The following is a 23,624-nucleotide window of genomic DNA, read 5'->3' on the forward strand; positions in this document are numbered from 1 at the left end:
ATTATTTAGCTAAAGCTTCAGTTTTTAAAGCTTCTGCTTTATCAGTGAACTCCCAAGGAAGCTCAACATCAGTACGACCAAAGTGACCGTATGCTGCTGTTTGCTTATAAATTGGGCGTCTTAAATCAAGCATTTTAATGATACCAGCTGGACGAAGATCAAAGTTGTTACGTACTACTTCAACTAATACTTCTTCAGTTACTTTACCTGTTCCAAATGTATCAATAGAGATTGAAACTGGCTGAGCTACACCAATGGCATATGCAAGCTGAACTTCACAACGATCAGCTAATCCTGCAGCTACAATATTTTTCGCAACGTAGCGTGCTGCATATGCTGCTGAGCGGTCAACTTTTGTTGCATCTTTACCAGAGAATGCGCCACCACCGTGACGAGCATATCCACCATAAGTATCAACGATAATTTTACGACCTGTTAATCCTGCATCACCTTGAGGACCACCAATTACAAAACGTCCTGTTGGGTTAATGAAGTACTTCGTGTTCTCATCGATTAATTCTTGTGGAACAACTGGATTGATTACATATTCTTTTAAGTTACGTTGAATTTGCTCTAACGTTACTTCTGGATGATGCTGAGTTGAGATAACGATTGTATCAACACGAACTGGTTGATTGTTTTCATCATATTCAACCGTTACTTGCGTTTTACCATCTGGACGAAGGTAAGGTAAAATTTCTTCTTTACGCACTTCTGTTAAGCGACGCGCTAACTTATGAGCTAAAGAAATTGGTAACGGCATTAATTCTTTTGTTTCATTACAAGCGTAGCCAAACATTAAACCTTGGTCACCAGCTCCGATTGCTTCAATTTCTTCATCAGACATTGAACCTTCACGAGCTTCTAACGCTTGGTCTACACCAGCAGCGATATCTGGAGATTGCTCACCGATTGCTGTGATTACTCCACAAGTATCCGCATCAAAACCATATTTTGCACGCGTATAACCAATTTCTTTGATTGTATCACGTACTGTTTTTTGAATATCTACATAAGTAGATGTTGTGATTTCACCACTTACTAATACTAAACCAGTTGTTACGCTTGTTTCACAAGCAACACGAGCATTTGGATCTTCAGCTAAAATAGCATCAAGAATTGAGTCAGAAATTTGGTCACAAATTTTATCTGGATGTCCCTCTGTAACAGATTCTGACGTAAACAGACGACGTTGTGTTGACATCGGTTTTCCTCCTTTAAATATGATACATTGTGATACGGTACTCATTCCCTTATTGTGGTTCATTTACATTTTTTCAATATAAAAAACCTTTCCTTGTATCGAGGAAAGGTATCAAGTTCTGCATAAGCCTTTCACTCTTATCGATCAAGGTTTATTCCCTTGCATCAGGTTAGCACCTTATCACCTCTATGGAAATGGGTGATGGTTGCTGGGTTTCATAGGGCCTGTCCCTCCACCAGCTCGGGATAAGAGAGTATCCGTTCAAGGACATATCATACAGGAAAATGCTCTGTTATGTCAATAACATTCCTATGAAAATCACTTAAAGGTTGTATTTTCCTCCCCTATTATTTACAGAAACCTTTCACTAGTAAGATCATCTCACAAAAACGTTTTATGCTCTCTAAAACAAAAAAATTCGCAACATTTTAACATTTTCATTCGAATAGTATAGACTATTTAAAGTAATGTGTTATACTAATTGTACATTTAAACATCATTTTAAAAAAAGGAAGGTAGTGCACATGAGTACTGTTAATATGTCTATTGAATTAGCCAATCTCCTGGAATCTGAAAAAGTGAATCACCAACTATCTGTTTCTCAATTAGTCGAAAAGATTTTAGAGCGACAAGAAGGCGTATTGACTTCTACAGGTGCTATTCAAGTTGAAACAGGAAAATATACGGGGCGTTCCCCACACGATAAATTCATTGTAAGCGATTCCTTAACATCTCATACTGTTGAATGGGGAGATGTGAATCAACCGTTTTCATCTGAACGATTTGACGCGCTTTATAAAAAAGTATTAGAACATTTAAAAGAACAAAATGAGCTATTTGTGTTTAACGGCTATGCGGGCGCCGATGATAAATATCAGCTTCCAATCCAAGTCGTAAATGAATACGCATGGCATAATTTGTTTGCTCACCAACTATTTATTCGTCCAGAAGACACGAAGCTAAAAAGTGATGCTGAATCATTCTCAATTGTATCAGCTCCTACTTTTAAAGCTGTTCCAGACATTGATGGGACAAATTCAGAGACATTTATTATTATTTCATTTGAACGAAGAGTTGTTTTAATTGGTGGAACGGAATATGCAGGTGAAATGAAAAAATCTATTTTCTCAGTAATGAATTTCCTACTTCCTCAAAATAATATACTTCCTATGCACTGCTCAGCTAATGTTGGCAAAGAAGGTGATGTTGCACTATTCTTTGGACTATCTGGCACCGGAAAAACAACATTATCAGCTGACGCTACCAGAAGACTAATTGGTGACGATGAGCACGGTTGGTCTAGTACAGGCGTATTTAACATTGAAGGCGGTTGTTATGCAAAATGCATTCAACTATCAAAAGAAAAAGAGCCTCAAATTTTTAATGCCATTCGATTTGGAACAGTTTTAGAAAATGTTGTGATTAACTCGAATACTAGAATTGCAGACTATAATGATAATAGCTTAACAGAAAACACTCGTGCTGCTTATCCAATTCAAGCAATTGATAACACAATCTTACCGAGCGTTGCAGGACATCCTACGGCAATTGTTTTCTTAACCGCAGACGCATTTGGAGTTTTACCTCCAATTAGCAAACTAACAAAAGAACAAGCAATGTATCATTTCTTAAGTGGGTATACAAGTAAACTTGCGGGAACAGAGCGCGGAATTACTGCGCCACAGGCGACGTTCTCTACTTGTTTTGGTGAACCATTCTTACCTCTTCCACCTACAGCCTATGCTAAAATGCTAGGTAAAAAAATTGATGAGCATAACGTAAATGTTTATCTTGTGAATACGGGATGGACTGGTGGAGAGTATGGTGTTGGAGAGCGAATGAAGCTAGTTTACACACGCGCAATGGTTCAAGCAGCGTTAGAAGGAGAACTCATTAGCGTAGATACAGTTCAAGATCCTATCTTTGGACTTGAGATTCCTGCACATGTTCCTGGTGTCCCTGATGAAGTACTTCAACCAGTAAAAGCATGGAAGAATGCAAATTTATATGAAGAAAAAGCTCATCAATTAGCACAAAAGTTCACAAAGAACTTTGAGCGCTTTGCAAATGTAGCTCCAGAAATTTCACAAATGGGCGGACCGATTATTTCAAAATAATGAAAAGCCGGAATTTAATTCCGGCTTTTTTTAGTTTGTGGAGTGTAGCTTTATTAACTCGTATGTGACAACGGTTTTATTTTGCTCTAACTCAAGCTTTTTAATAATACCTGTCCCAACGCGTTCACCATTCTTCGTTTTATGAATACTAAGCGGAACCTCAAGAGGGTATAAGCGGTAGCCTTTTTTTTCAATTTGAAATACATTATCTACTACTCGCTTCTCATTTCCTTTTGTAACAATCATCGTATTTAATTCTAGTGGCATTCCCATCCTTCTTACCTCCCTTTCTTTTCCTCTATTGTACAATGCTTTTTCTATGCTGGCATATCTTTTATTTTGTTTTCATCCATTCAGTTAAATTTTTCACTGTCTCTCGGTTTTGCTTCGGAGGAAACGCATGAGGAAATCCATCAAAGTACCAGCTTTCCACGGGCTTCCCATGTTCACTCAGCATTTTCTCTAATTGATATGCATGCTCAATTGACACGTTTGCATCTTCTTTTCCATGTATTAACAATGTCGGTATACTTAGCTTATATGCCTGAGTTAGCGGTGAACGCCATTCATACCTGTCTGGATATTTCGAAGGTGTCCCACCAATGACCCTTTTCATCATACGCCTTAAATCTGTTCGCTCTTCATAGGTAAGAATCATATCCGTTACCCCTCCCCATAAAACAAGCGAACGTGCTGAACTTTTTTCAATGGCAGTAAACAAAGCCATTACGCCTCCTCGCGAAAAACCAAATACATGGATTCGGTCTTGATGAACTCGAGGGTAATTGACAAGTAAGTCATAAGCTGCAAAAGCATCGTAACGATCATCTCCCCCAAAATCTTCGTTTCCTTCTCCACCTTGATTCCCTCGATAAAATGGAGCCATTACAATGAATCCTTGAGATGCGAATTGAATTAGCCTCCCTGGTCTCACAGTACCTACATTTTTTATGCCACCTCTTAAATATAAAAATCCATCATATGTACCTTCTTCTTTTGGTTCCGCTAACATCCCCTTAATTTTTAAACCTTGACACATATACGTCACAATTGACAACGAAATGCGTGGATTGGGAGATGGAAAAGGATATTGACTAATAATAGTTCCGTCCTTCATAAAAAACCCTCCTTATCATTCAATCGTTTTTAACCAGGCGTTCACACTATTTTATCCATTATCATATATTATTGTAGAAAAAGTCACGCTATCAATCCTACTCCACATATTGGCCTATTACTATGTTTCATCATAATTGATTTACAATCTTATTTTAACGTTAGGAGGAAATACCATGCGAAAAATAAAATGGCTGCTGTCCATCATCACTATTTGTATTTTAACCTTCACTTTAATGAGCTGTGGTAAACAAAGCTCAATTGAAACTGTTCGCGTAGGAGAAGTAACAAGATCCATCTTTTATGCTCCCCAATATGTAGCTATATCAAAAGGTTTTTTTGAGAAAGAAGGACTAAACGTAGAATTAAAAACTACTTGGGGCGGAGACAAAACGATGACTTCCCTTTTATCCGATGGCATAGATGTTGCATTAGTTGGTTCAGAAACTTCAATCTATGTCGCTGCACAAGGTTCTGATGATCCCATTATTAACTTTGCGCAACTAACGCAAACGGATGGCACATTTCTAGTAGCACGTGAAAAAGTTGATAACTTCTCATGGGACCAGTTAAAAGGAAAAACATTCTTAGGACAGCGTAAGGGTGGCATGCCACAAATGGTTGGAGAGTACGTCTTAAAAGAACATAATATTGACCCTAAAAACGATCTAACACTTATTCAAAATATTGATTTTGCTAACGTTTCAAGTGCTTTTGCATCTGGAACTGGCGACTATGTCCAACTATTTGAGCCAACGGCCAGTATTTTTGAAAAAGAAGGAAAAGGTTACATTGTTGCTTCTTTTGGTGAAGAGTCAGGAAAGGTTCCATATACAACATTCATGTCAAAAAACAGCTTTTTAAAAGAAAATCCTGAAACTGCTGAGAAATTTACAAGAGCTATCTATAATGCACAGCAGTGGGTTGATACGCACAGTGCAAAAGAAGTTGCTGAAGCAATCGCTCCTTATTTTGACGACACATCAATCGATACAATTGAAACCGTTGTTGAGAGATATAAAACCCAAGATTCATTTGCTACTAACCCAGTGTTAGATAAAGAAGAGTGGGAAAACCTTCAACGCATTATGGATGAAGCTGGTGAACTACCTAAGCGTATTGATCACAAAACATTAGTCAACACAAAAATTGCAACTGACGTCATGGAGCAGTAACCATGTCAGGCTTACAAATCACAAACGTCCACCACGTATATGTCACAATGAAATCAGCCACCACAGCTTTAGAAAATATCAACCTTTCAATTAAAGAAGGAGAATTTATTTCTTTTCTAGGACCTAGCGGATGTGGAAAGACGACGCTTCTTTCGATTTTGGCTGGGTTAATTAAACCAACTTCAGGTGAAGTAAACATTAAGAATAAACTTGTTCAAGAGCCTACAGCAGAAGTTGGTTATATGCTTCAACAAGACTACTTATTTCCCTGGAAGACGATAAAAGACAACATCCTTCTTGGACTAACAATCCAGCGTAACCTTACAAAGGAACATGAGCAGCGAGCATTAATGCTCTTAGAAGGAATGGGATTGAAAAGCGTTTCAGATTTTTTTCCACATCAATTATCTGGAGGTATGCGTCAACGTGTGGCGCTCGTTAGAACACTCGCTACGAATCCTAGTATTTTACTTTTAGATGAACCATTTTCAGCTCTAGACTTTCAAACGAAATTAAAGTTAGAAGAGCTTGTATCAAAAACCTTAATGACTTATGAAAAAACGGCGGTACTCGTTACGCATGATATTGGAGAAGCAATTGCCATGAGCAATCGAATCGTTTTATTTTCAGCCAACCCAGGAAGAATTGCTCGAATTTTCACCGTACCACCTATCCTTCAGACTCTGTCTCCTTTTGAAGCTAGACAACACTCTGTATACAACGACCTGTTCATGGAGATTTGGAAGGAGTTGGATCACCTTGAATCAGCCTCACAATCCTGATGTTTTACATCAGCAATACAAATCCGCAGTAAATAGCGAAAAGCGAATCATTCGTTTGGTTCAATTATTTATCTTCTTATCTTTTTTTGGGATATGGCAACTGGCATCTTCGCTCAAGTGGATTGACCCTCTTATTTTCAGCTCTCCACTCCGAGTGTGGAATTTGTTTATTGAAAAAACAGGGGATGGTTCATTATTAGAACACATTGGCTTTACGTTGTTTGAAACAGTACTTGGATTTATTATTGGAACGCTGTGTGGTATCATTTTAGCAACTTTGCTATGGTATTCAAATCGTTTAGCAAAGGTTTTGGATCCCTATTTAGTTATCTTAAATGCTATGCCAAAGGTAGCTCTAGGCCCGATTTTGATTGTAGCCATTGGACCTGGTTTCTTTTCCATTTTAACAATGGGCGCAATCATTTCTGTCATCATCACTGCTATTGTTGTCTATACAGCTTTTAAAGAAGTCGATCCAAACTATGTGAAATTACTGCAAAGCTTTGGTGCTACTAAGCATGATTGTTTTAAACAAGCAATTTTGCCTTCTACAATGCCAGCGATTATTTCAACCTTTAAGGTGAATGTTGGCTTATCATGGGTTGGCGTAATTGTGGGAGAATTTTTGGTTTCGTCTAAAGGGCTTGGATATATGATTATCTATGGCTTCCAAGTATTTAACTTTACCCTTGTTATTTTAAGCTTGTTGCTCATTGCTGTATTTGCAACTGGGATGTACCAAGCAATTTCCTATCTAGAAAAACGACTAACGCGTCATTAATATTAATACTAAAAAGCCCTGCTATGATAACAGGGCTTCTTTGTTTCTTACAAAAATGTGCGCTTTACATGCTTCATCACGTACTGTAAAACATTATCTTTCATAATAAAACTGTATTTCGCATTTTTTTGAATTCCTTGTTCTGGAATTTCTCGAATAACAACCGGTCCTTTTGTTTCCATATAGTCATCTTTTGGGACTAACTTTGAGACATTCGCAAAATAAATGTTTTTTATAATTGTTTTTCCTTTACTAACTACTTTATATTGACCAATATACGAGAGATTTTCTACTTCTCCACCTGTTTCTTCAAATACTTCTCGAACTGCCGCTTCCTCCGGTGTTTCCTCTAGCTCCAATTTACCTCCCGGAAACTCCAACCCCCGCTTAGAATGATTAGTTAGCAACCATTGTCCTTCGTATCGACAAACAACCCAAACGTGACGAGGAGTTTTTGAAAACGGACTGCGCTCAAACGATAAAAAAACCTGATTGTGGTATGCGTCCTTAAATGTGTACATCGTCTACTTAAACTCCATTTGATTTTTTCCTTATTTTATCACACATTTAAGTACTATCTCTTAGCTTTTCGAATAGAAATAACGGATTTTCTACCAATATTCTCGATAAAAGCCCTTAATAATCATTAATAGTAGCACTACTTTTACATTTTTATTATTTTTATGAAGGTAGAATTCCCATTGTGCGAATATGAGCCTTTGCATTCTCATCTCCTAGCTCATACAACATTTGATATAGCTGAGTATTCATATCATCATAAGCATCATTTTGACGATCATGATGATATTCTAGATAAGGAATATGCGCTCGAAGGAAACCTTGCCAATCATCTGAATAACGTTGATCTAAACGCTCTCGCAGTTGCTCTACTTCCAAATCGGTCGCACTTATTTTAAAATTCCATTCCGATGCCGTACTCACTTGAGAAATCTCACCCGAACCGAGGGATACATAATACGTTTTTTTCATTGAAAGATATTCAGCTCCTTTATACTGACTTACCTTTCTTATTTGTATAATGGTTTCCTTTTATACTGATCATTTAATTTGATTTTTTAATTTCTCAATTGCCTGCTTAATAACGGCGGGCACAGGAAGACCTACTCGACCAGCGTTCTCCGTAATAGAAATCATCTCATTTAAAATATAGAATAATATCGTTATATCTCTGATAAAATGATTGTCCGGCCAAAATACTTGGTCCATGAAGTTAGCCATCATAACAAGAGCAAAAATAAAAACCTTTTTGGCAATGCCCCGAAAGCCTACCTTACTAGATAAACTCTTATCAATAAACGCTGCAACTGTTCCAGTGACATAATCAACTGCTACCAGTGCTACTAAAGCCATCAATAAATAATTCCATTCCCCTACTAAGAAAAAGATAAATGAACCTAAACTAGATAAAGATAACAAGGATAGTTTGTACATATTCATTTTTCATCCTCTCAACTATTTACATAGTGGTACATACTATCATATGCAAAATAGTGAGAAGTGTTCTTCATACATGCTATCGTTTGTACACTTTTATGGAATAAAAAAACTTGCGAGAAGGGGACTGACCCCTGTTTTTGAGACAGGAATCAAAACACCTTTTAAACAACCCGTTTTCTGTATTGTACAGGAGACTGGTTGTTTAATTTTGTTTGAATACGGGCATGGTTATAATACGTAATATAGCTTTTGACGGTTTGCTCTATGATGGTAGTCGTAGTGTATGTCAACTCGTCAAGGTAGAACGTTTCAGACTTTAGTGAGGAATGAAACGATTCAATTGAGGCATTATCTGCAGGCGTCCCTTTTCGGGACATACTCATGATAATGCCTTTCTCTTTAATTGTTTGTTGATAAGCATACGATGTGTACACAGAGCCTTGATCACTATGCAACGTGCACCCTTCCGGTAGAGAAGGGAGTTGGTTAAGCGTGTCTAAAACAAACGCGACATTTTGACAATCACCAATGGAATACGCAATAATTTCTCCGTTAAATAAATCTTGAATACTTGAAAGATACAATGGTTTCGGCCCAAAAGGCAAGTACGTAATATCGGTCACAAGCTTTTGAAGAGGGCGTTCAGCTCGAAAGTCACGATTTAATACATTCTCTGCAACCTGATAAGGTTGCCCTGTTCGCTGCCGTTTCTTCCGTTTAACGCGACATTGCCAACCGTATTTCTGCATGGTACGCTGCACAAACTTGTGGTTAATCTTCATGGTTCGCTTGAGTACAGCTGTGATCTTCCGATAGCCATATCGAAACTTGTGTGCACGACATTGTTCACCCACTTGCTGTTCCATCCATTTCTTTCGTGTATCCTGTTGACTATGCTGCTTCCAACGGTAGTAAGTGGACCGAGGAATACCAAGATGGAAACAGATTTGATAAATAGGGATTTGTTCTTTTAACTCTTCCACTAGGTTCACTGCGATTTCTGGTACCACTTCCTTTCCAATTCCTTGTACTTTTTTAAAATCTCGATTTGTTGCTTTAATTGTCGGTTCTCAGTCTTTAACTTAGCTGTCTCGTTTTCAAAATCAGGACCTTTTCCATAGGCATATTGCTTGCCTACTGGCTGTTCCAACCGGTGTACATCCCCATTTTGATACCACTTCATCCATGTTTTTAATTGGGTAGGATTCCGAATGTTTAGTTGTGATAAGACTTCTTTTACAGGTACACCGGCTAACCTCATTTCAATCGCTTTTAACTTTATTTCGACTGGATAACTGACTCTTGTTCCCATAGAAAAAACACCTCCAAGTGATTGTTAGGTACTACATACCCAGTTTTCAACTTAAAGGTGTTTTTTATTTGTCTCACTTTATGGGGTCAGTCCCAAGCTCGCAAGTTTTTATTTTCCTAAGAAAGAGTTTAACATCCACATATGCTTTTCCAGACTTTGATGAATAGCAAGAAGCATGTCACCTGTTGTCTCATCATCCACTTCGCCAGCTACATCCATACCTTGTTTTAACTCTGTTGTTAGCGTTGTGAAGTCTTTTACTAATTCAGATACCATGTCTTTTGCTGTTTCATTTCCATGTGCTTCTTCAATTGAACTCATTTCTAAAATTTCTTTCATTGTAGCAACTGGGCTACCACCTAGAGCTAATAAACGTTCTGCTAAGTCATCAATTACTGTTGCCGTTTCTGTATAAAGCTCTTCGAATTTTTCATGCAACGTAAAGAACTGTTCGCCTTTTACATACCAATGATAATTATGTAACTTGATATACATCACGCTAAAATTTGCTACTTGCTTATTTACGATTGTTGTTAACTCTTTAGACATAATACCCACTCCTTAATGATTTCTACTTCAATTATCTCTAGTATAGTAGTACCCCTTTTTCCTTGATTAAAACATTTTTTTAGAAGTTTTTCGTACTCTTCCGCTATTGACGATAAACCTTTTTTTATTATCATTTTCACAAAAAAACGAAATGATTACGATTTAAAAAGGTGGATACATTTGATTTACGATTGGATACGTGTCTTCTTAGCAACTGGCTTTGTTCAAACATTACCTGAAAAGCAGTGGCTGACACCCTTGATTCATGAGCATAAGTTACATTGCAGTGAGTATGGCTGTCCTATTGTTTCTCACTCACTACAATGGGGACCTAATCTATATGTTACAGGGGCCTTAGCTGAACTAGAAGTGGGACCGATCCCTAGAAATATTTCTGGTGCTAGACAAGCTGCGCAGCTCATTGTGAATAGTTTATAAAAATGGTCTAACACTAAACTTTTTAAAATACGTAGGTCGGCATTATGCTTAAACTAAAAAAACTCTAGCTTTCAAAGCTAGAGTTTTTTTAGTTTAACCGAATACCTTTGCTAAATCTTCTTTATCTTGATTCAACCAGAATTGCATTAAGCGCTTTGCTCCTTCTAAATCATGAAGCTTTGCTTGACCGCACTGCTTTTCGTTTGCAGCTGGAATTTCTGTGATTGTAATTGCATCTTTTAGTGTGTCTTCTAAAAGATCAATAATTTCTTCTACTTTTGGTTCTCCGCTGACAACAAGATAATATCCTGTCTGACAGCCCATAGGAGAAATATCAATAATATCAAAATGATCATATTTCTCTACGTGAGTACGGATGTTAAAAGCTAATAAATGCTCTAATGTATGAATAACATCAGGCTTCATCGCTTGCTTGTTGGGCTGGCAAAAACGAATATCAAATTTATTAACAACGCCGTCACTACCTACCTTGTGTACACCACAATGTCTTACATAAGGGGCTTTTACAGCGTTATGATCTAATTCAAAACTTTCTACTGATGGCATGCTATCACTCCTTTTTTATTCTTACTTTTTATCATACACTTAATTCCGATTTTTTTCATCAATTTAATATACTATATACCTGGTATTTGCATCCTGTGCTTTTTTTTCGATATATTTATAGAAAAGAATCTGTTTAGAAAGATGTGATATCAGTGCTTGCTAAAATCATGCTGAGTATTATAAAAGTATATCAAAAAGTTATTTCGCCACTCACACCTCCTACGTGTCGCTTCTATCCAACATGTTCTCATTATGGGGTTGAAGCGATTAAGCGATTTGGAGCTTTTAAAGGCGGGTGGTTAACGATAAAGCGAATTTCCAAGTGTCATCCTTTTTACCCAGGAGGTATGGATCCCGTGCCCGAAAAAGAAACTGCAAAAAAAGATTAGCTATTTTGCTTTTCTTTAACATACTCGTATCCATCTACAATAACGTCTAACTTTCCTGTGCCTGGATCAATAACAAGACCATGTACAGGAATATGCTTTGCAAATAAAGGATGGTTACGAATTGTAGACGTCGTGTGTTGCACCGTTTCTTCAACCGAATCGAATCCTTTTAACCAGCTTTTTAAATCAATTCCTGACTTTTCAATTGTATCGATTACTTCTTCTGAAATCCCTTGCTCTTTTACAGCTTCTAAAAATGAAATCGGCTCTAATTTTCCTGCACCACAATCATGGTGGCCAATTACATATACTTCATCTGCTTGAAGTGCATATACAGCTACTAAAATGCTTCTCATGACACTTCCAAAAGGATGAGATACAAGTGCCCCTGCATTTTTCACAATTTTCACATCACCGTTACGTAAGTTCATTGATTGAGGAAGTAATTCCACTAATCTTGTGTCCATACAAGATAAAATAACCATCTTTTTATCCGGCAGCTTGCTTGTCTCATATTTGCGATATTCATTATTTTCCACAAACTTCTCATTGTAAGTTAAAATCTCATTTAATAGACTCATGTTTCCTACTTCCTTTCCTATGTAAAAATTTTTTTAATCGTTCCCCTTGTATTATACTAAAAATTCTTATATGATGTAACAGCATAAATCGTAACTATTCTTATTTAAAGAAAGGAAGAACAAAATGAAACAAGTACCTGTTACAGTATTAAGTGGTTACCTAGGTTCAGGTAAAACAACTTTATTGAATTATATTTTAAAAAATAGAGACGGGCTTAAAGTAGCCGTCATCGTCAATGATATGAGCGAAGTAAATATTGACGCCGACTTAGTAAAACAAGGTGGCTTTTCTCGTACTGAAGAAACATTAGTTGAAATGCAAAACGGATGCATTTGCTGTACGCTACGAGACGATTTAATGAAAGAAGTTGAACGTCTCGTTGATAAAGGAAATATCGATTACATCGTCATCGAATCTTCAGGAATTAGTGAACCCATTCCAGTTGCCCAAACGTTTACGTATATCGATGAAGAGCTTGGCATTGATTTAACAAAAAAATGTTCTCTGGATACGATGGTCACAGTAGTAGATGGAAATCGTTTTTGGGAGGATTTCTCATCCGGTGAAAGCTTGTTAGATCGTAAAGAAGGTAACGATGAACATGATACGCGTGAAGTTGTTGACTTACTCATTGACCAAATTGAGTTTGCAAATGTCATTCTGCTGAACAAAGTCGACTTACTGACAGAAGAAGACGCAAAAGAGCTGGAGTTAGTCTTAAAGAAGCTGAACCCTGAAGCTAAGATTATCCAAACAATTAAAAGTGTGATTGACCTAAAAGAAATTCTAAATACTGGTCTATTCGACTTTGAAAAAGCGAGTCAAGGAGCAGGTTGGATCAAGGAGCTAAATACAGATCACCACACTCCAGAAACAGAAGAATTCGGCATTTCTTCTTTTGTTTATAGACGAAAGCGTCCATTTCATCCAGAACGGTTAATGACATGGCTTGAAAATTGGCCAGTTGATATTGTCCGAACAAAAGGCTTTTTCTGGTTAGCTTCACGGAATGATATGGCAGGGCTGCTTTCACAAGCTGGAACATCGATTATGATCCAAGGTGCAGGCGAATGGGTAGCTGCATATTCAGAAGCTGAAAAGCAACAGACATTAAGAGAAGAGCCCGAGCTTCTCGAAAAATGGGACGATACATTTGGTGACCGCATGAACGAGCTAGTTTTTATTGGATTGGAAATGAATGAAGAAGAAGTCATTTCTACGCTTGATCACTGCTTGCTTACTGATGCAGAAATGCAGCAAGATTGGTCGGCTTTCTGTGATCCTCTACCTAAATTCACGGTCCAGTCATAAATTTATAGTTTCCAAATCGTAACTATTACGATATAATAACATAGGTCATTGTTCGTAACTAGTAATCGAAAGGAGAATTATATATATGAAAGTTAAAGCTACATTTATGGCATTAGCATTAGGTACAGCAGCATTTTTAGCTGGATGCGGTGCTGACAATTCAGATGAACAAGCAAGCAGTAAAGACGATAAATTAACGGTTTATACAACTATTTTTCCACTGCAAGATTTCACTAAGAAAATTGGTGGAGATGAAGTAAATGTTGAGAGTGTACTTCCTCCTGGAGTAGATGCTCACTCTTACGAACCAACAACAAAGGATATAGTAGAAATCGCTAAAGGTGATGCTTTCATTTATTCCGGCATTGGATTAGAAGGCTTTGCTGATAAAGCGCAAGATACCTTAAAAAATGAAGATGTGGCTATGGTAGAAGCAGCTAAAGGTATTGAGTTAGCTGAAAGTACGCATTCTGATGAAGATGAACATGCTCATGAAGATGAACACGCTCATGGTCACGGAGATACGGACCCACACATCTGGTTAGACCCGGTCTTATCAATTCAATTAGCTGAAAACATTAAGAATGAATTAATAGAACTAAAACCAGAAGCAAAAGAAGAGTTTGAAAAAAATTATGAAGACTTAAAGGCTCAGCTAGAGGAACTTGATCAAAAGCTAGAAACAACTATTTCTGAAGGAAAGCACAAAGAAATTTTAGTTTCCCACGCTGCATATGGATACTGGGAAAAACGTTATGGCTTAACTCAAATTAGTGTGGCCGGCTTATCTCCAACAAATGAGCCGTCACAAAAGCAGCTACAGTCTATTATTAAAGAAGCAAATGAGCATAACATTAAATATTTTATTTTCGATCAAAACTTAGAGCCTAAAGTATCTAAGCTTGTTCAAAAAGAAGTAGGTGCAGAAGCGCTTACCCTTCATAACCTGGAGTCTGCAACAAAAGATGATGTAGCAAACAAGGAAGATTACTTCTCAATTATGGATAAAAACATTGAAACACTTCAAAAAGCGTTAAACTAAATACAAACAAAAATAACTAGCCCATTAGCTAGTTATTTTTGTTTCATATTGTATTTTTGCATGAAGCGCTCTGCACGTCCGCCTTTATCAGCAAACTTCTGTCTACCAGTATAAAATGGGTGTGTATCAGAACTTACCTCCACTTTAATTAATGGATATGTTTGACCATCTTCCCATTCCGTTGTCTCTGAAGAGTGCATTGTAGAACCTGATAGAAATTTAAATCCGCTATTTGTATCCATAAACACTACTTTTCGGTAGTCTGGATGAATATTTGGTTTCATCTTATAATCCTCTCCTTTAATAAGATATACATCTATTATATCGTAATGATTATTATTTTCAATTATTCTGTTTCAAAAATTTATTGATGAATAAATCGTGGTAAAAAGTGGACAATAAGGCTTATCAATACTTGATTGGAAAGGTTGTATTTCAATGGAACATTTAGTAACTGCTCGTTCGATGTTTGGTATGACCATGGGAGTTCACATTATTTTTGCTACGTTAGGCGTAGGAATTCCTTTAATGATTTTATTAGCAGAACTTCTCTATCAGCGCACAAAAGACAAAGATTATGAGCTAATGGCAAAGCGTTGGACAAAAGGCGCAGCGATTTTACTAGGCGTTGCTATCCCAACAGGAACTATTGCTGGAGTACAGCTAGCCTTACTATGGCCAGGTTTCATGGAAGTTGTTGGGAAAGTTATGTCATTACCTTTTCAAATTGAAATCTATGCTTTTTTTATTGAAGCACTCTTTTTGTCTATCTACGTGTATGCAGCTGATCGAATTTCGCGAACAATGCGAATTGTAAGCCTTATACTTGTAGCTATTGGAGCTGTAGCTTCAGCTGTGTTGATTACAAACGTCCATGCGTTTGAAGGAACTCCGGCCGGCTTTCGAATTGTAAATGGCGAAATTACAGATGTCGATCCGTGGGGAGCTTTCTTTAACCCAAGTTTTATCACAACAGCTGGACACGTTGCTGTATCTGCTTATGCGACGGGTGCCTTCGTTATTGCATCCATCGCTGCATTTAAGATGCTTCGCTCTCGTAAAGAGCCTAGACTTTATCGTTTTCACCAAAAAGCACTAATGATGGGGCTAATCGTTGGAGGGATATTTTCATTTTTAACAGCTCTAAATGGGCATGAATCTGCGCAGCTTCTTTATGAATATCAGCCAGAAAAGCTTGCAGGTGCAGAAGGTTTATTTGAAACGACCGACTATGCACCGCTCACTATTGGGGGATTTACAGATCGTGAAACTCAAACCGTCAAATGGGGAATTGAAATTCCATGGGCACTAAGCTTTCTAGCAGATGATCGCTTTGATACGGTTGTTGCGGGACTCAATGATTTTCCAGAAGAATACTGGCCCCCCCTTTTCATCCATACTCTTTTTAACGGTATGGTAGGGATTGGATCACTGCTTATTCTACTATCTATCCTAGGAATTGCTTGGTATAAATTTATGAAAAAGCGTGGTTTTCCAAAGTGGTTAATGTGGGCATTTGTTATTTCTGGTCCTTTGGCCATCCTATCAGTAGAATTCGGCTGGATTTTCGCATGTACAGGTCGACAACCTTGGGTAATTTACCGAATTATGAAGACCTCTGAATCCGTTACAACCTCTGCTAATTTAGAATTTTTATTTGCTCTATTTTTAATTGTATACGCTATACTCGTTGTTGCTGTTTCACTTGTTCTTATTTATTACTTCAAGCGTAATCCATTGGAGAAAGAGCTTGCAGATATGAACTAAAAGGATGTGGAATTAATATGGGTGATTCACTACTTGCCATCACGGTCATTTGGGGATTTATTTTTATTTATGCTGTTATGGGAACAATGGATTTTGGAGCGGGATTTTGGTCAATGGTTTACATTAATCGTGAAAAAACCAATGCTACAAACATCGCTAACCGCTATCTCTCTCCAACTTGGGAAGTAACGAATGTATTTATCGTTGCAATTGTAGTTGGTTTATTTAGCTTCTTTCCTGGAGCTACGTTTACGCTTGGAACTGTTCTATTAATTCCAGGAAGTATTATTCTATTGCTTTTAGCACTTAGAAGTGGTTTCCTTGTATTTTCAAATTATACTAAGGGAGCTCGCCATCAAAAGGCTCTCGTTTATATTTCTGGTCTATCAGGCGTGTTGATTCCAGCGTTTTTAATTGCTGTTTTACCAATTAGCCAAGGCGGTTACATCGATACCATTGATGGAGTTGAAAAACTAAACTTACTCAAAGTATTTACCAGTCCAAACGTATATGCTTTTATAGGATTTGCTGTCAGCTCTTCGTTATTTCTATCCTCATTGCTTTTAGCTGATTACTCCAAGTCCTCAGATGAAATGGAAGCATATGAGGTATATAGAAGAGATGCGCTCATCACAGGTCCTATATCACTTGTCATGGCCATTCTCATTATGCTGACACTGCGTATGGAAGCCACTTGGCTTTATAATAACATGATGGAAGACAAACCCATCTTATTTATTTCCTTGTTTTTATTCCTAGTAGCAGGCGGAGCTCTTTTACTTCCATCATCAAAAGGAAAAGGAATGCCTAGACTAGCAGTTGTTGCGATTGTTCTTCAGTATTTTTTAGCGAGCTATGTATATGGAAAAGGTCATTTACCATATGTTATTTATCCGAATGTAACCATCGAAACAGGATTTACCCATCCTGATGCTTTTCGCTCATTATTCATCACGTACATTGTAGGATTTGCTATTTTATTCCCTGGATTCTACTATTTTTGGCGCTTGTTTATGAAAGACAACCGAAAGTATATTGGAAAGAAGCCGTATTAAACTAAAGAAGTAAAGAACGATTTATCTGTTCTTTACTTCTTTTATTATGTTTGCTGCAATATTAAGTGCATACGCTTTACACTTTTCTACATCTTCTCCATATGGAGCAAGCTCTACTTTTAAGCCTTCTGTCATTAAGGTGCCACCTTTTTCACATAAACATTGTTAGTTTCTCAGCTTGAATAGTTGAATCTGTGATGCACTCAAATCGAAGTGGACAATTTTTGCACTCTTGTAATGAACTTGTCTTTTGAAAAAACTTTGGCTCTTCTAGTACATCTTTCATCATTTTCAGTTTATTAACTGACTCTAAATAATTTTCAGATACAATTTCAACAGTCTCTCTCTTCCCTGTTAGAAGTGAATAGAAATGAATAGCTTTTGGCATTCTATTGAATGCATGCTTGGTAAAAACCATCATAAAGGCTGTCAGCATTTCTTTTACTTCTGATTGATCATCAATTAGAAACTTTGTTACTTCATAAGAAGAATCCGACCAATATGCTGCATCAATTAACAGTGAAATATTTGTTTCTAATTCAGGAACGTATACTCCATATTTTTCATAAACAAATAGTGGCGTATCATCTTGCAATTCACTCATAAGAAACGTTAACAAATGATCACTCACCGATGCTAGGACTTCATAGTAATGAATTTTCGATTGGAAAAGTTCCGGTGAGAGCTTGGACCAATACCTTTCAATTAATTGTAAAATAAAATATGCAGATCTTTCATATGGCGCTTTTGCATAATATTCTTTGACAACCTTATGAATGGTTACGCTGACGAGACTTCGCCAATCAACCAGTTGGTGTTTACGAGCTTTAAGCTGCCTCTGATAAAATTTATAAGGGCATTGAATAAACTCTTCAATATGATGACTAGCCAAGGTTTTGATTTGAACTTTTAATTGCATCCTGTCACCACGCTTTATAAAATCACCTGTTGCTTTATCCTTTATGATACTTGTTCAATTACTTTGCGAATTGCGCTCCATGAATGCTTAACAAAATAAATTGGCTTTTGCTGCTTTTTCGCTTTTTCTTTAATGACCTTTGCCATGTTGTGGTTAATAAAATCTGTAATCACAAGTACAAAACCAATATGATCCGGAATTTCTCGCTTCACCATATTACTTTTTCTTCCATCAAGATGAATAACTTCGTTAAACCCCTCACCTGCTAACCGATCTGTAATATGCTTTAAACGATCTCCTCCAACAACCATAACTGATGACATGTATTTCTCCTCCTATACGATAAAATTAAGTTTATTTAAAATCTTAACGATGATTTAATCTTGTTTGCTATATACATAGAATAATTGAGAATGATTCTCTTTGTCAATTATTAATTGATAAAAATTCTCAATTAATTTTCTAATCTCTCGATTATAACAATAATGAAAATTGACCATACTACATATATCACGCGTATAAAGGAGGGGAATATATGTCACAAAACGTTCTTTGTGAAGTGAATAACTGTCATTATTGGAAGCAAGGCAACCGTTGTGGAGCAGACGAAATTTACGTAGTCAGCCATGCTGGTAAAAAGGCTTCTAATAGCCGCGAAACAGATTGTAAAACATTTAAACCTGAAGATCTTTAAATCGGTTATCCTAAAACAAACTTTGTTCTATTCCTAATTAATAAAAAAGGACAACCACGCGGGTTGTCCTTTTTCATATCAACGAAAGTGAAGGTAATATATGAATACCAATCAACTTGTTCATTTTTTCAAAGCAGAAGCTGTTAAAGCCAATAAACAAACGTTCCCCATTTATGTGCAATCATTTGCTCATTTATGGCAGTATGAATGTGGAACATTAGAAACCATTCCACCTGAAATTGACCTACTTATCACTACTCGTGCTATTGAACTAGGCCTTATTTCAACACAGGTAGCTGACTAAAACTGTTGTAGCCATTTAGTCAGCTTCTTTATTTTACAAATCATCAAATCCATTTACATCTGATGCTTTTGTATATTGTCTTGACTTTTGCTCAAAGAAGTCTGTCTTACCAAGGTCAACCTCTTGATACGCAACAATCCAACGCAGCGGATTTTCAATTGGTGCATCAGGAAACGCTACGCGCCCAAATCCCATTTGATTACAGCGTTTATTTGCCATATATTCGATGTATTGACGAATATCTTTCATCGTAATTCCATCAAACTTCTCACCAATGACTGACTCAGCCCATTCAATTTCAAGCTGGGCAGCTTGTCGGAATGTTGAAGTAACAAACTCTTCAAGCTCAGCCGTACGCTGTTCTGGATTTTCATTTAGCACTTCTTTAAAGATTTTTTCAAATAACCCCACATGAAGCTGCTCATCACGATTAATATAGTTAATCATCGTGGATGTGGCAACCATTTTTTGATTGCGTGCTAAGTTGTAGAAAAACGCAAACCCACTATAGAAGAACAGACCTTCTAAAATAACATCATATACAATGGACTTTAAAAAGTTTTCAACTGTTGCCTCTTCAGCGAATGCTTTATAACCATTTGTCACAAAGTCATTGCGTGCACGAAGCTTTTCATCCGTACGCCAATATTCAAATACTTCATCTTGCTTAGCTTTTGGCACTAAGCTTGATAATACATATGAATAAGAGTGATTATGAACAACTTCCTGCTGAGCTAAAATAATCATCAGCGCATTGATTGAAGAATCCGTAACATAATCAGCAACTTTGCTCGCATAATCTGACTGGATGCTGTCCAATAAAGCCAACAAACCAATAATCTTTAAAAAGCTCTCCTGTTCATCCGCTGTAAGCTGTGGAAACTGTTTGATGTCCTGTCCCATATTAATTTCAAACGGTGTCCAGAAATTAGCTAGCATGCGCTTATACTTTGGAAACGCCCAAGAAAATCGTACATCATCCCAGTTTAAAATATTTGAGGTTTCACCATTAATAATTCCCGTTGAGCGGTTCGGGGCATTTTCATTCATAATCTCACGTTTCTTTAGACTGTTCGTCAACAAAATCGACTCCTTTCTTAGCTATGGCAGCTTTCACACTCATCAATTACTTCGCTAGACGTAGAGCGAACATAATACGTTGTTTTTAGCTTTTCTTTCCATGCAGTCATGTGTAAATCTAGTAAATCTTTTGCACGAATATCATTTTGAACATAAATGTTAAACGATATAGATTGGTCAATATGACGCTGACGCTTTGCATTTTGCTTAATGCTCCAATGTTGGTCGATTAAATAAACAGACTTATAATACCAATTCGTTTCCGGTGACAAATCTGGAGCAGTAACTGGAATTTTATAGTTTTTCTTCTCTTCTGAATAGAACTTACGGAAAATCGGATCAATACTAGCCGTAGACCCAGCAATGATGGAAGTAGATGAATTCGGCGCAACGGCCATTAAATATCCGTTTCGAATTCCCTTTTCTTTCACAAGCGCCTGTAGCTCATTCCACTGATTACTTTCGTAACCGCGTGCTGCAAAATAAGCTCCTGTTTCCCAATCGGACCCTTCAAATAGAGGGTATGCTCCTTTTTCTTCTGCAAGCTCCATGCTTGATTGAATCGTTAGGTAAGCAATTTTTTCATATAACTCATCGCAATACTGAACAGCTTCTTCTGTTTCCCAAGCGATCTTTTGTAGAGCTAATAAATGGTTCCAGCCAAACGTACCTAAACCGATAGCACGATAGCGTTGGTTTGTTAGTTTTGCCTGTAGAACTGGAAGGTTATTCAGTTCAATTACGTTATCTAGCATACGAACTTGAATGGGCACAAGGCGTTCAAGTACATCTTCCGTTACTGCACGTGCTAAGTTGATAGACGATAGATTGCAAACGACAAAGTCACCTGGTTGCTTTGTAATGACGATTTTTCCATCTTCTGTGATTTCTTCAACCACTGTTGTCATGCTTTGATTTTGCGTAATTTCTGTACATAAGTTACTGCAATAAATCATGCCCTCATGACGGTTTTGGTTAGCACGGTTCACTGTATCACGGTAGAACATATATGGTGTTCCTGTTTCTAATTGTGAAATCATAATTCGTTTAAAAATTTCAATCGCAGGCACTTTTTCTCTTGATAGGGATTCATTTTCAATACATTCACGATAACGATTTCTAAAGGAGCCGCTGCCTTCCTCTTCATCATAGAAATCTTCTAGCGAGTAACCCATTACCGTACGAACTTCATGAGGATCAAACAAGTACCAGTCTTCACGTTTTTCAACAGCTTCCATGAATAAATCCGGCAAGCAAACGCCAGTAAATAAGTCATGCGTACGCTGACGCTCGTCTCCATTGTTTAAACGTGCATCTAAGAAAGAAAAAATATCCTTATGCCATACGTCTAGATATACAGCAATTGCCCCTTGACGTTGACCCAGTTGATCAACACTAACTGCTGTGTTATTAAGCTGTTTCATCCAAGGAATTGTTCCTGATGATACGCCCTTAAACCCTTTTATATCGCTACCTCGGCTACGGATATGACCTAGATATACGCCAATTCCACCACCGTTTTTACTTAGCGTAGCTAAGTCCGTATTGCTATCATAGATACCTCGTAAACTATCATCAACCGTATCAATAAAGCAGCTTGATAGCTGTCCATAGCTTTTTCCTGCGTTCGCTAATGTCGGCGTTGCCACTGTCATGTAAAGGTTTGAAAGTGCCCAATATGACTCTTTTACCAGCGCTAAACGCTCTTCTTTCTTTTCATTTGCCATGAGTGTCATAGCAATAATTAAAAAGCGTTCCTGCGGTAGCTCGTATACACGCTTATCATGTGATGTTGCTAAATAGCGATCAGCTAATGTCAACAGGCCAATATACGTAAATAGGCTATCTTTTGTATAATCAATGGCTAAGCCTAGCTCATTAATCTCTTCCACAGAGTATGTATCCAAAAGCTGTGTACTATAAATCCCCATATCTGTAAGCTCTGTAATAAGCTTATAAAATGAGCCGTACCTTTCAGCTTGATCGTATTTTCTATTGGCGGCAGCTTTGCGATATAGCTCTTGTAAATAGATATGAGCTGCTACATATGTCCAATCTGGCTCATCCATTGAAATTCGCTCAAGTGCTGCTAAAATAAAAACATTTGCTATTTTTTCGTCCGTCATATTCTCTTTCGCAGCAACTGTTTCTACTACCTTTTCCTCATACCATGAAAAATCAAGTTGTGGAAATTTTTCACCAAGTAGTTTCATATCATAATTTACTTTTTCAAGTTTATTTAAATCTGTTGTATTAATCATAAAAATAAGTTCCTCCTTTTTCTCCAGCATAAAAAAATCGCTCACCTGACGCAGTGAGCGAATAGAACGAAGATAAAAGAAGACAAAATGTCTTTTCTCAATCCTCGCTCTATCCTCTCACCTCCCGAAGAAGATAAAACGTCATAAAAAAGGCAGGTCTCCTGACTTATGCTTCGCTTTACTCTAAGGCCTTCCCATGATCGTTACTCACAGTGGCTATTCCTTATTTCATCAGCATTCACAGTTGCGGGGACAGTTTTGGATTTACACCAAATTCCCTTTTAAGTCTTTTTTCAGACACCTTTTCTACTGGAAAACACAAAATATAGTATATGAAGTTTTAATCAAAAACAAGATGTTGTGTTATAAACACATTATAAGGGACAACTTACAGAACTACAATATCTTTTTCAAAATAAATTCCCGCACATTTACCCCACCCTTACTTAACATACTGATTTACGCCTTTGTTAAGTAAGGTTTCCTAAACATATGTAAAAAAAGAAATTTTTAAAAGTTTTGTTAGGTATTAGCAACTAGCCACTACAAACAGTCTTATTTTTCATCAAACTATTCCATCATAACATGTTTTCTCGGATTGGTTGTACTATTTGATTTATGAAATTTAATCAAACTTTTTTTCACATGACTAGACAGCTGCTATATAAATAAAAAGAAAATTTTTTTAAAAACCGAACTCACAATAAAAAATCCACTTTTA

27 protein-coding genes and 2 riboswitches are annotated in these 23,624 nt (G+C 37.1%); of the genes, 12 read left to right on the top strand and 15 right to left on the bottom strand.

The window, feature by feature from the left end; translation table 11 throughout:
* Nucleotide 1: 1 nt before the first annotated feature.
* Nucleotides 2-1,204: a methionine adenosyltransferase gene (gene metK / locus MKZ18_RS18745; RefSeq protein ID WP_025909521.1), complete on the bottom strand. Its 1,203-nt coding sequence runs from the start codon at nucleotides 1,202-1,204 to the stop codon at nucleotides 2-4.
* Between the two features lie 134 nt (nucleotides 1,205-1,338).
* Nucleotides 1,339-1,456, bottom strand: a riboswitch (SAM riboswitch).
* Nucleotides 1,457-1,728: 272 nt separating this feature from the next.
* Here metK and pckA point away from each other — a divergent pair.
* Nucleotides 1,729-3,321 carry a phosphoenolpyruvate carboxykinase (ATP) gene (gene pckA, locus MKZ18_RS18750; RefSeq protein WP_025909522.1) on the top strand — a complete coding sequence of 531 codons (1,593 nt, stop codon included), beginning with the start codon at nucleotides 1,729-1,731 and terminating at the stop codon, nucleotides 3,319-3,321.
* Between the two features lie 30 nt (nucleotides 3,322-3,351).
* On the opposite strand, the gene MKZ18_RS18755 is transcribed toward pckA, so the two are convergent.
* Complete coding sequence (locus MKZ18_RS18755; RefSeq protein WP_025911924.1) at nucleotides 3,352-3,594, bottom strand: DUF2584 domain-containing protein; 243 nt, start codon at nucleotides 3,592-3,594, stop codon at nucleotides 3,352-3,354.
* Between the two features lie 61 nt (nucleotides 3,595-3,655).
* Nucleotides 3,656-4,438, bottom strand: a complete 783-nt coding sequence (locus tag MKZ18_RS18760) for an alpha/beta hydrolase family protein (RefSeq protein ID WP_025911923.1) — start codon at nucleotides 4,436-4,438, stop codon at nucleotides 3,656-3,658.
* Between the two features lie 175 nt (nucleotides 4,439-4,613).
* Here MKZ18_RS18760 and MKZ18_RS18765 point away from each other — a divergent pair, with 175 nt between their 5' ends.
* The 3 genes from MKZ18_RS18765 to MKZ18_RS18775 are packed head-to-tail and all read left to right on the top strand — an operon-like array spanning nucleotide 4,614 to nucleotide 7,175.
* Nucleotides 4,614-5,612 (top strand): ABC transporter substrate-binding protein, encoded by a 999-nt coding sequence (locus MKZ18_RS18765; RefSeq protein ID WP_025911922.1) that lies wholly within the window; start codon nucleotides 4,614-4,616, stop codon nucleotides 5,610-5,612.
* 2 nt (nucleotides 5,613-5,614) lie between these two features.
* A complete protein-coding gene (locus MKZ18_RS18770; RefSeq protein ID WP_025911921.1) occupies nucleotides 5,615-6,394 on the top strand; it encodes an ABC transporter ATP-binding protein in 780 nt (259 codons plus the stop codon).
* Complete coding sequence (locus MKZ18_RS18775) at nucleotides 6,372-7,175, top strand: ABC transporter permease (protein WP_025911920.1); 804 nt, start codon at nucleotides 6,372-6,374, stop codon at nucleotides 7,173-7,175. Before MKZ18_RS18770 ends, MKZ18_RS18775 begins: the two co-directional genes overlap by 23 nt.
* Nucleotides 7,176-7,222: 47 nt before the next feature.
* Here the strand turns inward: MKZ18_RS18775 and ytkD are convergent, their stop codons facing one another.
* The 5 genes from ytkD to MKZ18_RS18800 form a co-directional block, all read right to left on the bottom strand.
* Nucleotides 7,223-7,696: an RNA deprotection pyrophosphohydrolase gene (ytkD, locus tag MKZ18_RS18780; RefSeq protein WP_061784919.1), complete on the bottom strand. Its 474-nt coding sequence runs from the start codon at nucleotides 7,694-7,696 to the stop codon at nucleotides 7,223-7,225.
* 160 nt (nucleotides 7,697-7,856) lie between these two features.
* Nucleotides 7,857-8,165, bottom strand: a complete 309-nt coding sequence (locus MKZ18_RS18785; RefSeq protein WP_061784918.1) for a hypothetical protein — start codon at nucleotides 8,163-8,165, stop codon at nucleotides 7,857-7,859.
* A 69-nt stretch (nucleotides 8,166-8,234) separates the two neighbouring features.
* Nucleotides 8,235-8,633, bottom strand: coding sequence for a phage holin family protein (locus MKZ18_RS18790; RefSeq protein ID WP_119543285.1), 399 nt, complete (start codon nucleotides 8,631-8,633; stop codon nucleotides 8,235-8,237).
* Between the two features lie 161 nt (nucleotides 8,634-8,794).
* Nucleotides 8,795-9,945, bottom strand: a protein-coding gene (locus MKZ18_RS18795; protein ID WP_206833833.1) for an IS3 family transposase whose coding sequence is annotated in 2 segments (ribosomal slippage) — nucleotides 8,795-9,672 and nucleotides 9,672-9,945 — 1,152 coding nt in all. Because the reading frame shifts where the segments join, the coding sequence is not laid out codon by codon here.
* A gap of 108 nt (nucleotides 9,946-10,053) precedes the next feature.
* Complete coding sequence (locus tag MKZ18_RS18800; RefSeq protein WP_076513437.1) at nucleotides 10,054-10,494, bottom strand: Dps family protein; 441 nt, start codon at nucleotides 10,492-10,494, stop codon at nucleotides 10,054-10,056.
* 180 nt (nucleotides 10,495-10,674) lie between these two features.
* On the opposite strand from MKZ18_RS18800, the gene MKZ18_RS18805 reads away from it, so the two are divergent.
* Complete coding sequence (locus MKZ18_RS18805) at nucleotides 10,675-10,932, top strand: hypothetical protein (protein ID WP_025911911.1); 258 nt, start codon at nucleotides 10,675-10,677, stop codon at nucleotides 10,930-10,932.
* 93 nt (nucleotides 10,933-11,025) lie between these two features.
* On the opposite strand, the gene MKZ18_RS18810 is transcribed toward MKZ18_RS18805, so the two are convergent.
* On the bottom strand, nucleotides 11,026-11,499 hold the full coding sequence (locus MKZ18_RS18810) for an S-ribosylhomocysteine lyase (protein WP_025911910.1): 474 nt from the start codon (nucleotides 11,497-11,499) through the stop codon (nucleotides 11,026-11,028).
* Between the two features lie 167 nt (nucleotides 11,500-11,666).
* Here MKZ18_RS18810 and yidD point away from each other — a divergent pair, with 167 nt between their 5' ends.
* A complete protein-coding gene (gene yidD / locus MKZ18_RS18815) occupies nucleotides 11,667-11,888 on the top strand; it encodes a membrane protein insertion efficiency factor YidD (protein WP_035321473.1) in 222 nt (73 codons plus the stop codon).
* On the opposite strand, the gene MKZ18_RS18820 is transcribed toward yidD, so the two are convergent.
* The gene (locus MKZ18_RS18820) at nucleotides 11,885-12,469 is read right to left on the bottom strand and encodes a beta-class carbonic anhydrase (protein ID WP_025911908.1); all 585 of its coding nucleotides are present in this window, start codon (nucleotides 12,467-12,469) and stop codon (nucleotides 11,885-11,887) included. The two genes, yidD and MKZ18_RS18820, sit on opposite strands and share 4 nt — an antisense overlap.
* Nucleotides 12,470-12,593: 124 nt before the next feature.
* On the opposite strand from MKZ18_RS18820, the gene MKZ18_RS18825 reads away from it, so the two are divergent.
* Entirely contained in the window at nucleotides 12,594-13,781 is a 1,188-nt protein-coding gene (locus MKZ18_RS18825) for a GTP-binding protein (RefSeq protein ID WP_076513435.1), read from the top strand.
* A gap of 85 nt (nucleotides 13,782-13,866) precedes the next feature.
* Nucleotides 13,867-14,823 carry a metal ABC transporter substrate-binding protein gene (locus MKZ18_RS18830; RefSeq protein WP_061784915.1) on the top strand — a complete coding sequence of 319 codons (957 nt, stop codon included), beginning with the start codon at nucleotides 13,867-13,869 and terminating at the stop codon, nucleotides 14,821-14,823.
* A 32-nt stretch (nucleotides 14,824-14,855) separates the two neighbouring features.
* Here the strand turns inward: MKZ18_RS18830 and MKZ18_RS18835 are convergent, their stop codons facing one another.
* On the bottom strand, nucleotides 14,856-15,107 hold the full coding sequence (locus tag MKZ18_RS18835) for a type B 50S ribosomal protein L31 (protein ID WP_025911905.1): 252 nt from the start codon (nucleotides 15,105-15,107) through the stop codon (nucleotides 14,856-14,858).
* Between the two features lie 154 nt (nucleotides 15,108-15,261).
* On the opposite strand from MKZ18_RS18835, the gene MKZ18_RS18840 reads away from it, so the two are divergent.
* Both MKZ18_RS18840 and MKZ18_RS18845 read left to right on the top strand, forming a co-directional pair.
* A complete protein-coding gene (locus MKZ18_RS18840; protein ID WP_061784914.1) occupies nucleotides 15,262-16,590 on the top strand; it encodes a cytochrome ubiquinol oxidase subunit I in 1,329 nt (442 codons plus the stop codon).
* A gap of 17 nt (nucleotides 16,591-16,607) precedes the next feature.
* Nucleotides 16,608-17,645 carry a cytochrome d ubiquinol oxidase subunit II gene (locus tag MKZ18_RS18845; RefSeq protein ID WP_025911903.1) on the top strand — a complete coding sequence of 346 codons (1,038 nt, stop codon included), beginning with the start codon at nucleotides 16,608-16,610 and terminating at the stop codon, nucleotides 17,643-17,645.
* A 151-nt stretch (nucleotides 17,646-17,796) separates the two neighbouring features.
* On the opposite strand, the gene MKZ18_RS18850 is transcribed toward MKZ18_RS18845, so the two are convergent.
* Nucleotides 17,797-18,564 (bottom strand): hypothetical protein, encoded by a 768-nt coding sequence (locus MKZ18_RS18850; RefSeq protein ID WP_061784913.1) that lies wholly within the window; start codon nucleotides 18,562-18,564, stop codon nucleotides 17,797-17,799.
* A 41-nt stretch (nucleotides 18,565-18,605) separates the two neighbouring features.
* A complete protein-coding gene (locus tag MKZ18_RS18855) occupies nucleotides 18,606-18,887 on the bottom strand; it encodes a DUF2325 domain-containing protein (RefSeq protein WP_025911901.1) in 282 nt (93 codons plus the stop codon).
* A 212-nt stretch (nucleotides 18,888-19,099) separates the two neighbouring features.
* On the opposite strand from MKZ18_RS18855, the gene MKZ18_RS18860 reads away from it, so the two are divergent.
* Together MKZ18_RS18860 and MKZ18_RS18865 are read left to right on the top strand one after the other, a co-directional pair.
* A complete protein-coding gene (locus MKZ18_RS18860) occupies nucleotides 19,100-19,258 on the top strand; it encodes a DUF1540 domain-containing protein (protein WP_064484027.1) in 159 nt (52 codons plus the stop codon).
* Between the two features lie 100 nt (nucleotides 19,259-19,358).
* Entirely contained in the window at nucleotides 19,359-19,562 is a 204-nt protein-coding gene (locus tag MKZ18_RS18865; RefSeq protein ID WP_025911900.1) for a hypothetical protein, read from the top strand.
* Nucleotides 19,563-19,595: 33 nt separating this feature from the next.
* On the opposite strand, the gene MKZ18_RS18870 is transcribed toward MKZ18_RS18865, so the two are convergent.
* Together MKZ18_RS18870 and MKZ18_RS18875 are read right to left on the bottom strand one after the other, a co-directional pair.
* On the bottom strand, nucleotides 19,596-20,642 hold the full coding sequence (locus MKZ18_RS18870; protein WP_025911899.1) for a ribonucleotide-diphosphate reductase subunit beta: 1,047 nt from the start codon (nucleotides 20,640-20,642) through the stop codon (nucleotides 19,596-19,598).
* Between the two features lie 17 nt (nucleotides 20,643-20,659).
* Entirely contained in the window at nucleotides 20,660-22,855 is a 2,196-nt protein-coding gene (locus MKZ18_RS18875) for a ribonucleoside-diphosphate reductase subunit alpha (RefSeq protein WP_235859199.1), read from the bottom strand.
* A 182-nt stretch (nucleotides 22,856-23,037) separates the two neighbouring features.
* Nucleotides 23,038-23,223: riboswitch (cobalamin riboswitch) on the bottom strand.
* Nucleotides 23,224-23,624: the final 401 nt, after the last annotated feature.

This window comes from Priestia sp. FSL W8-0001 (genome assembly GCF_038050335.1).
Taxonomy (GTDB): Bacteria; Bacillota; Bacilli; order Bacillales; family Bacillaceae_H; genus Priestia; species Priestia flexa.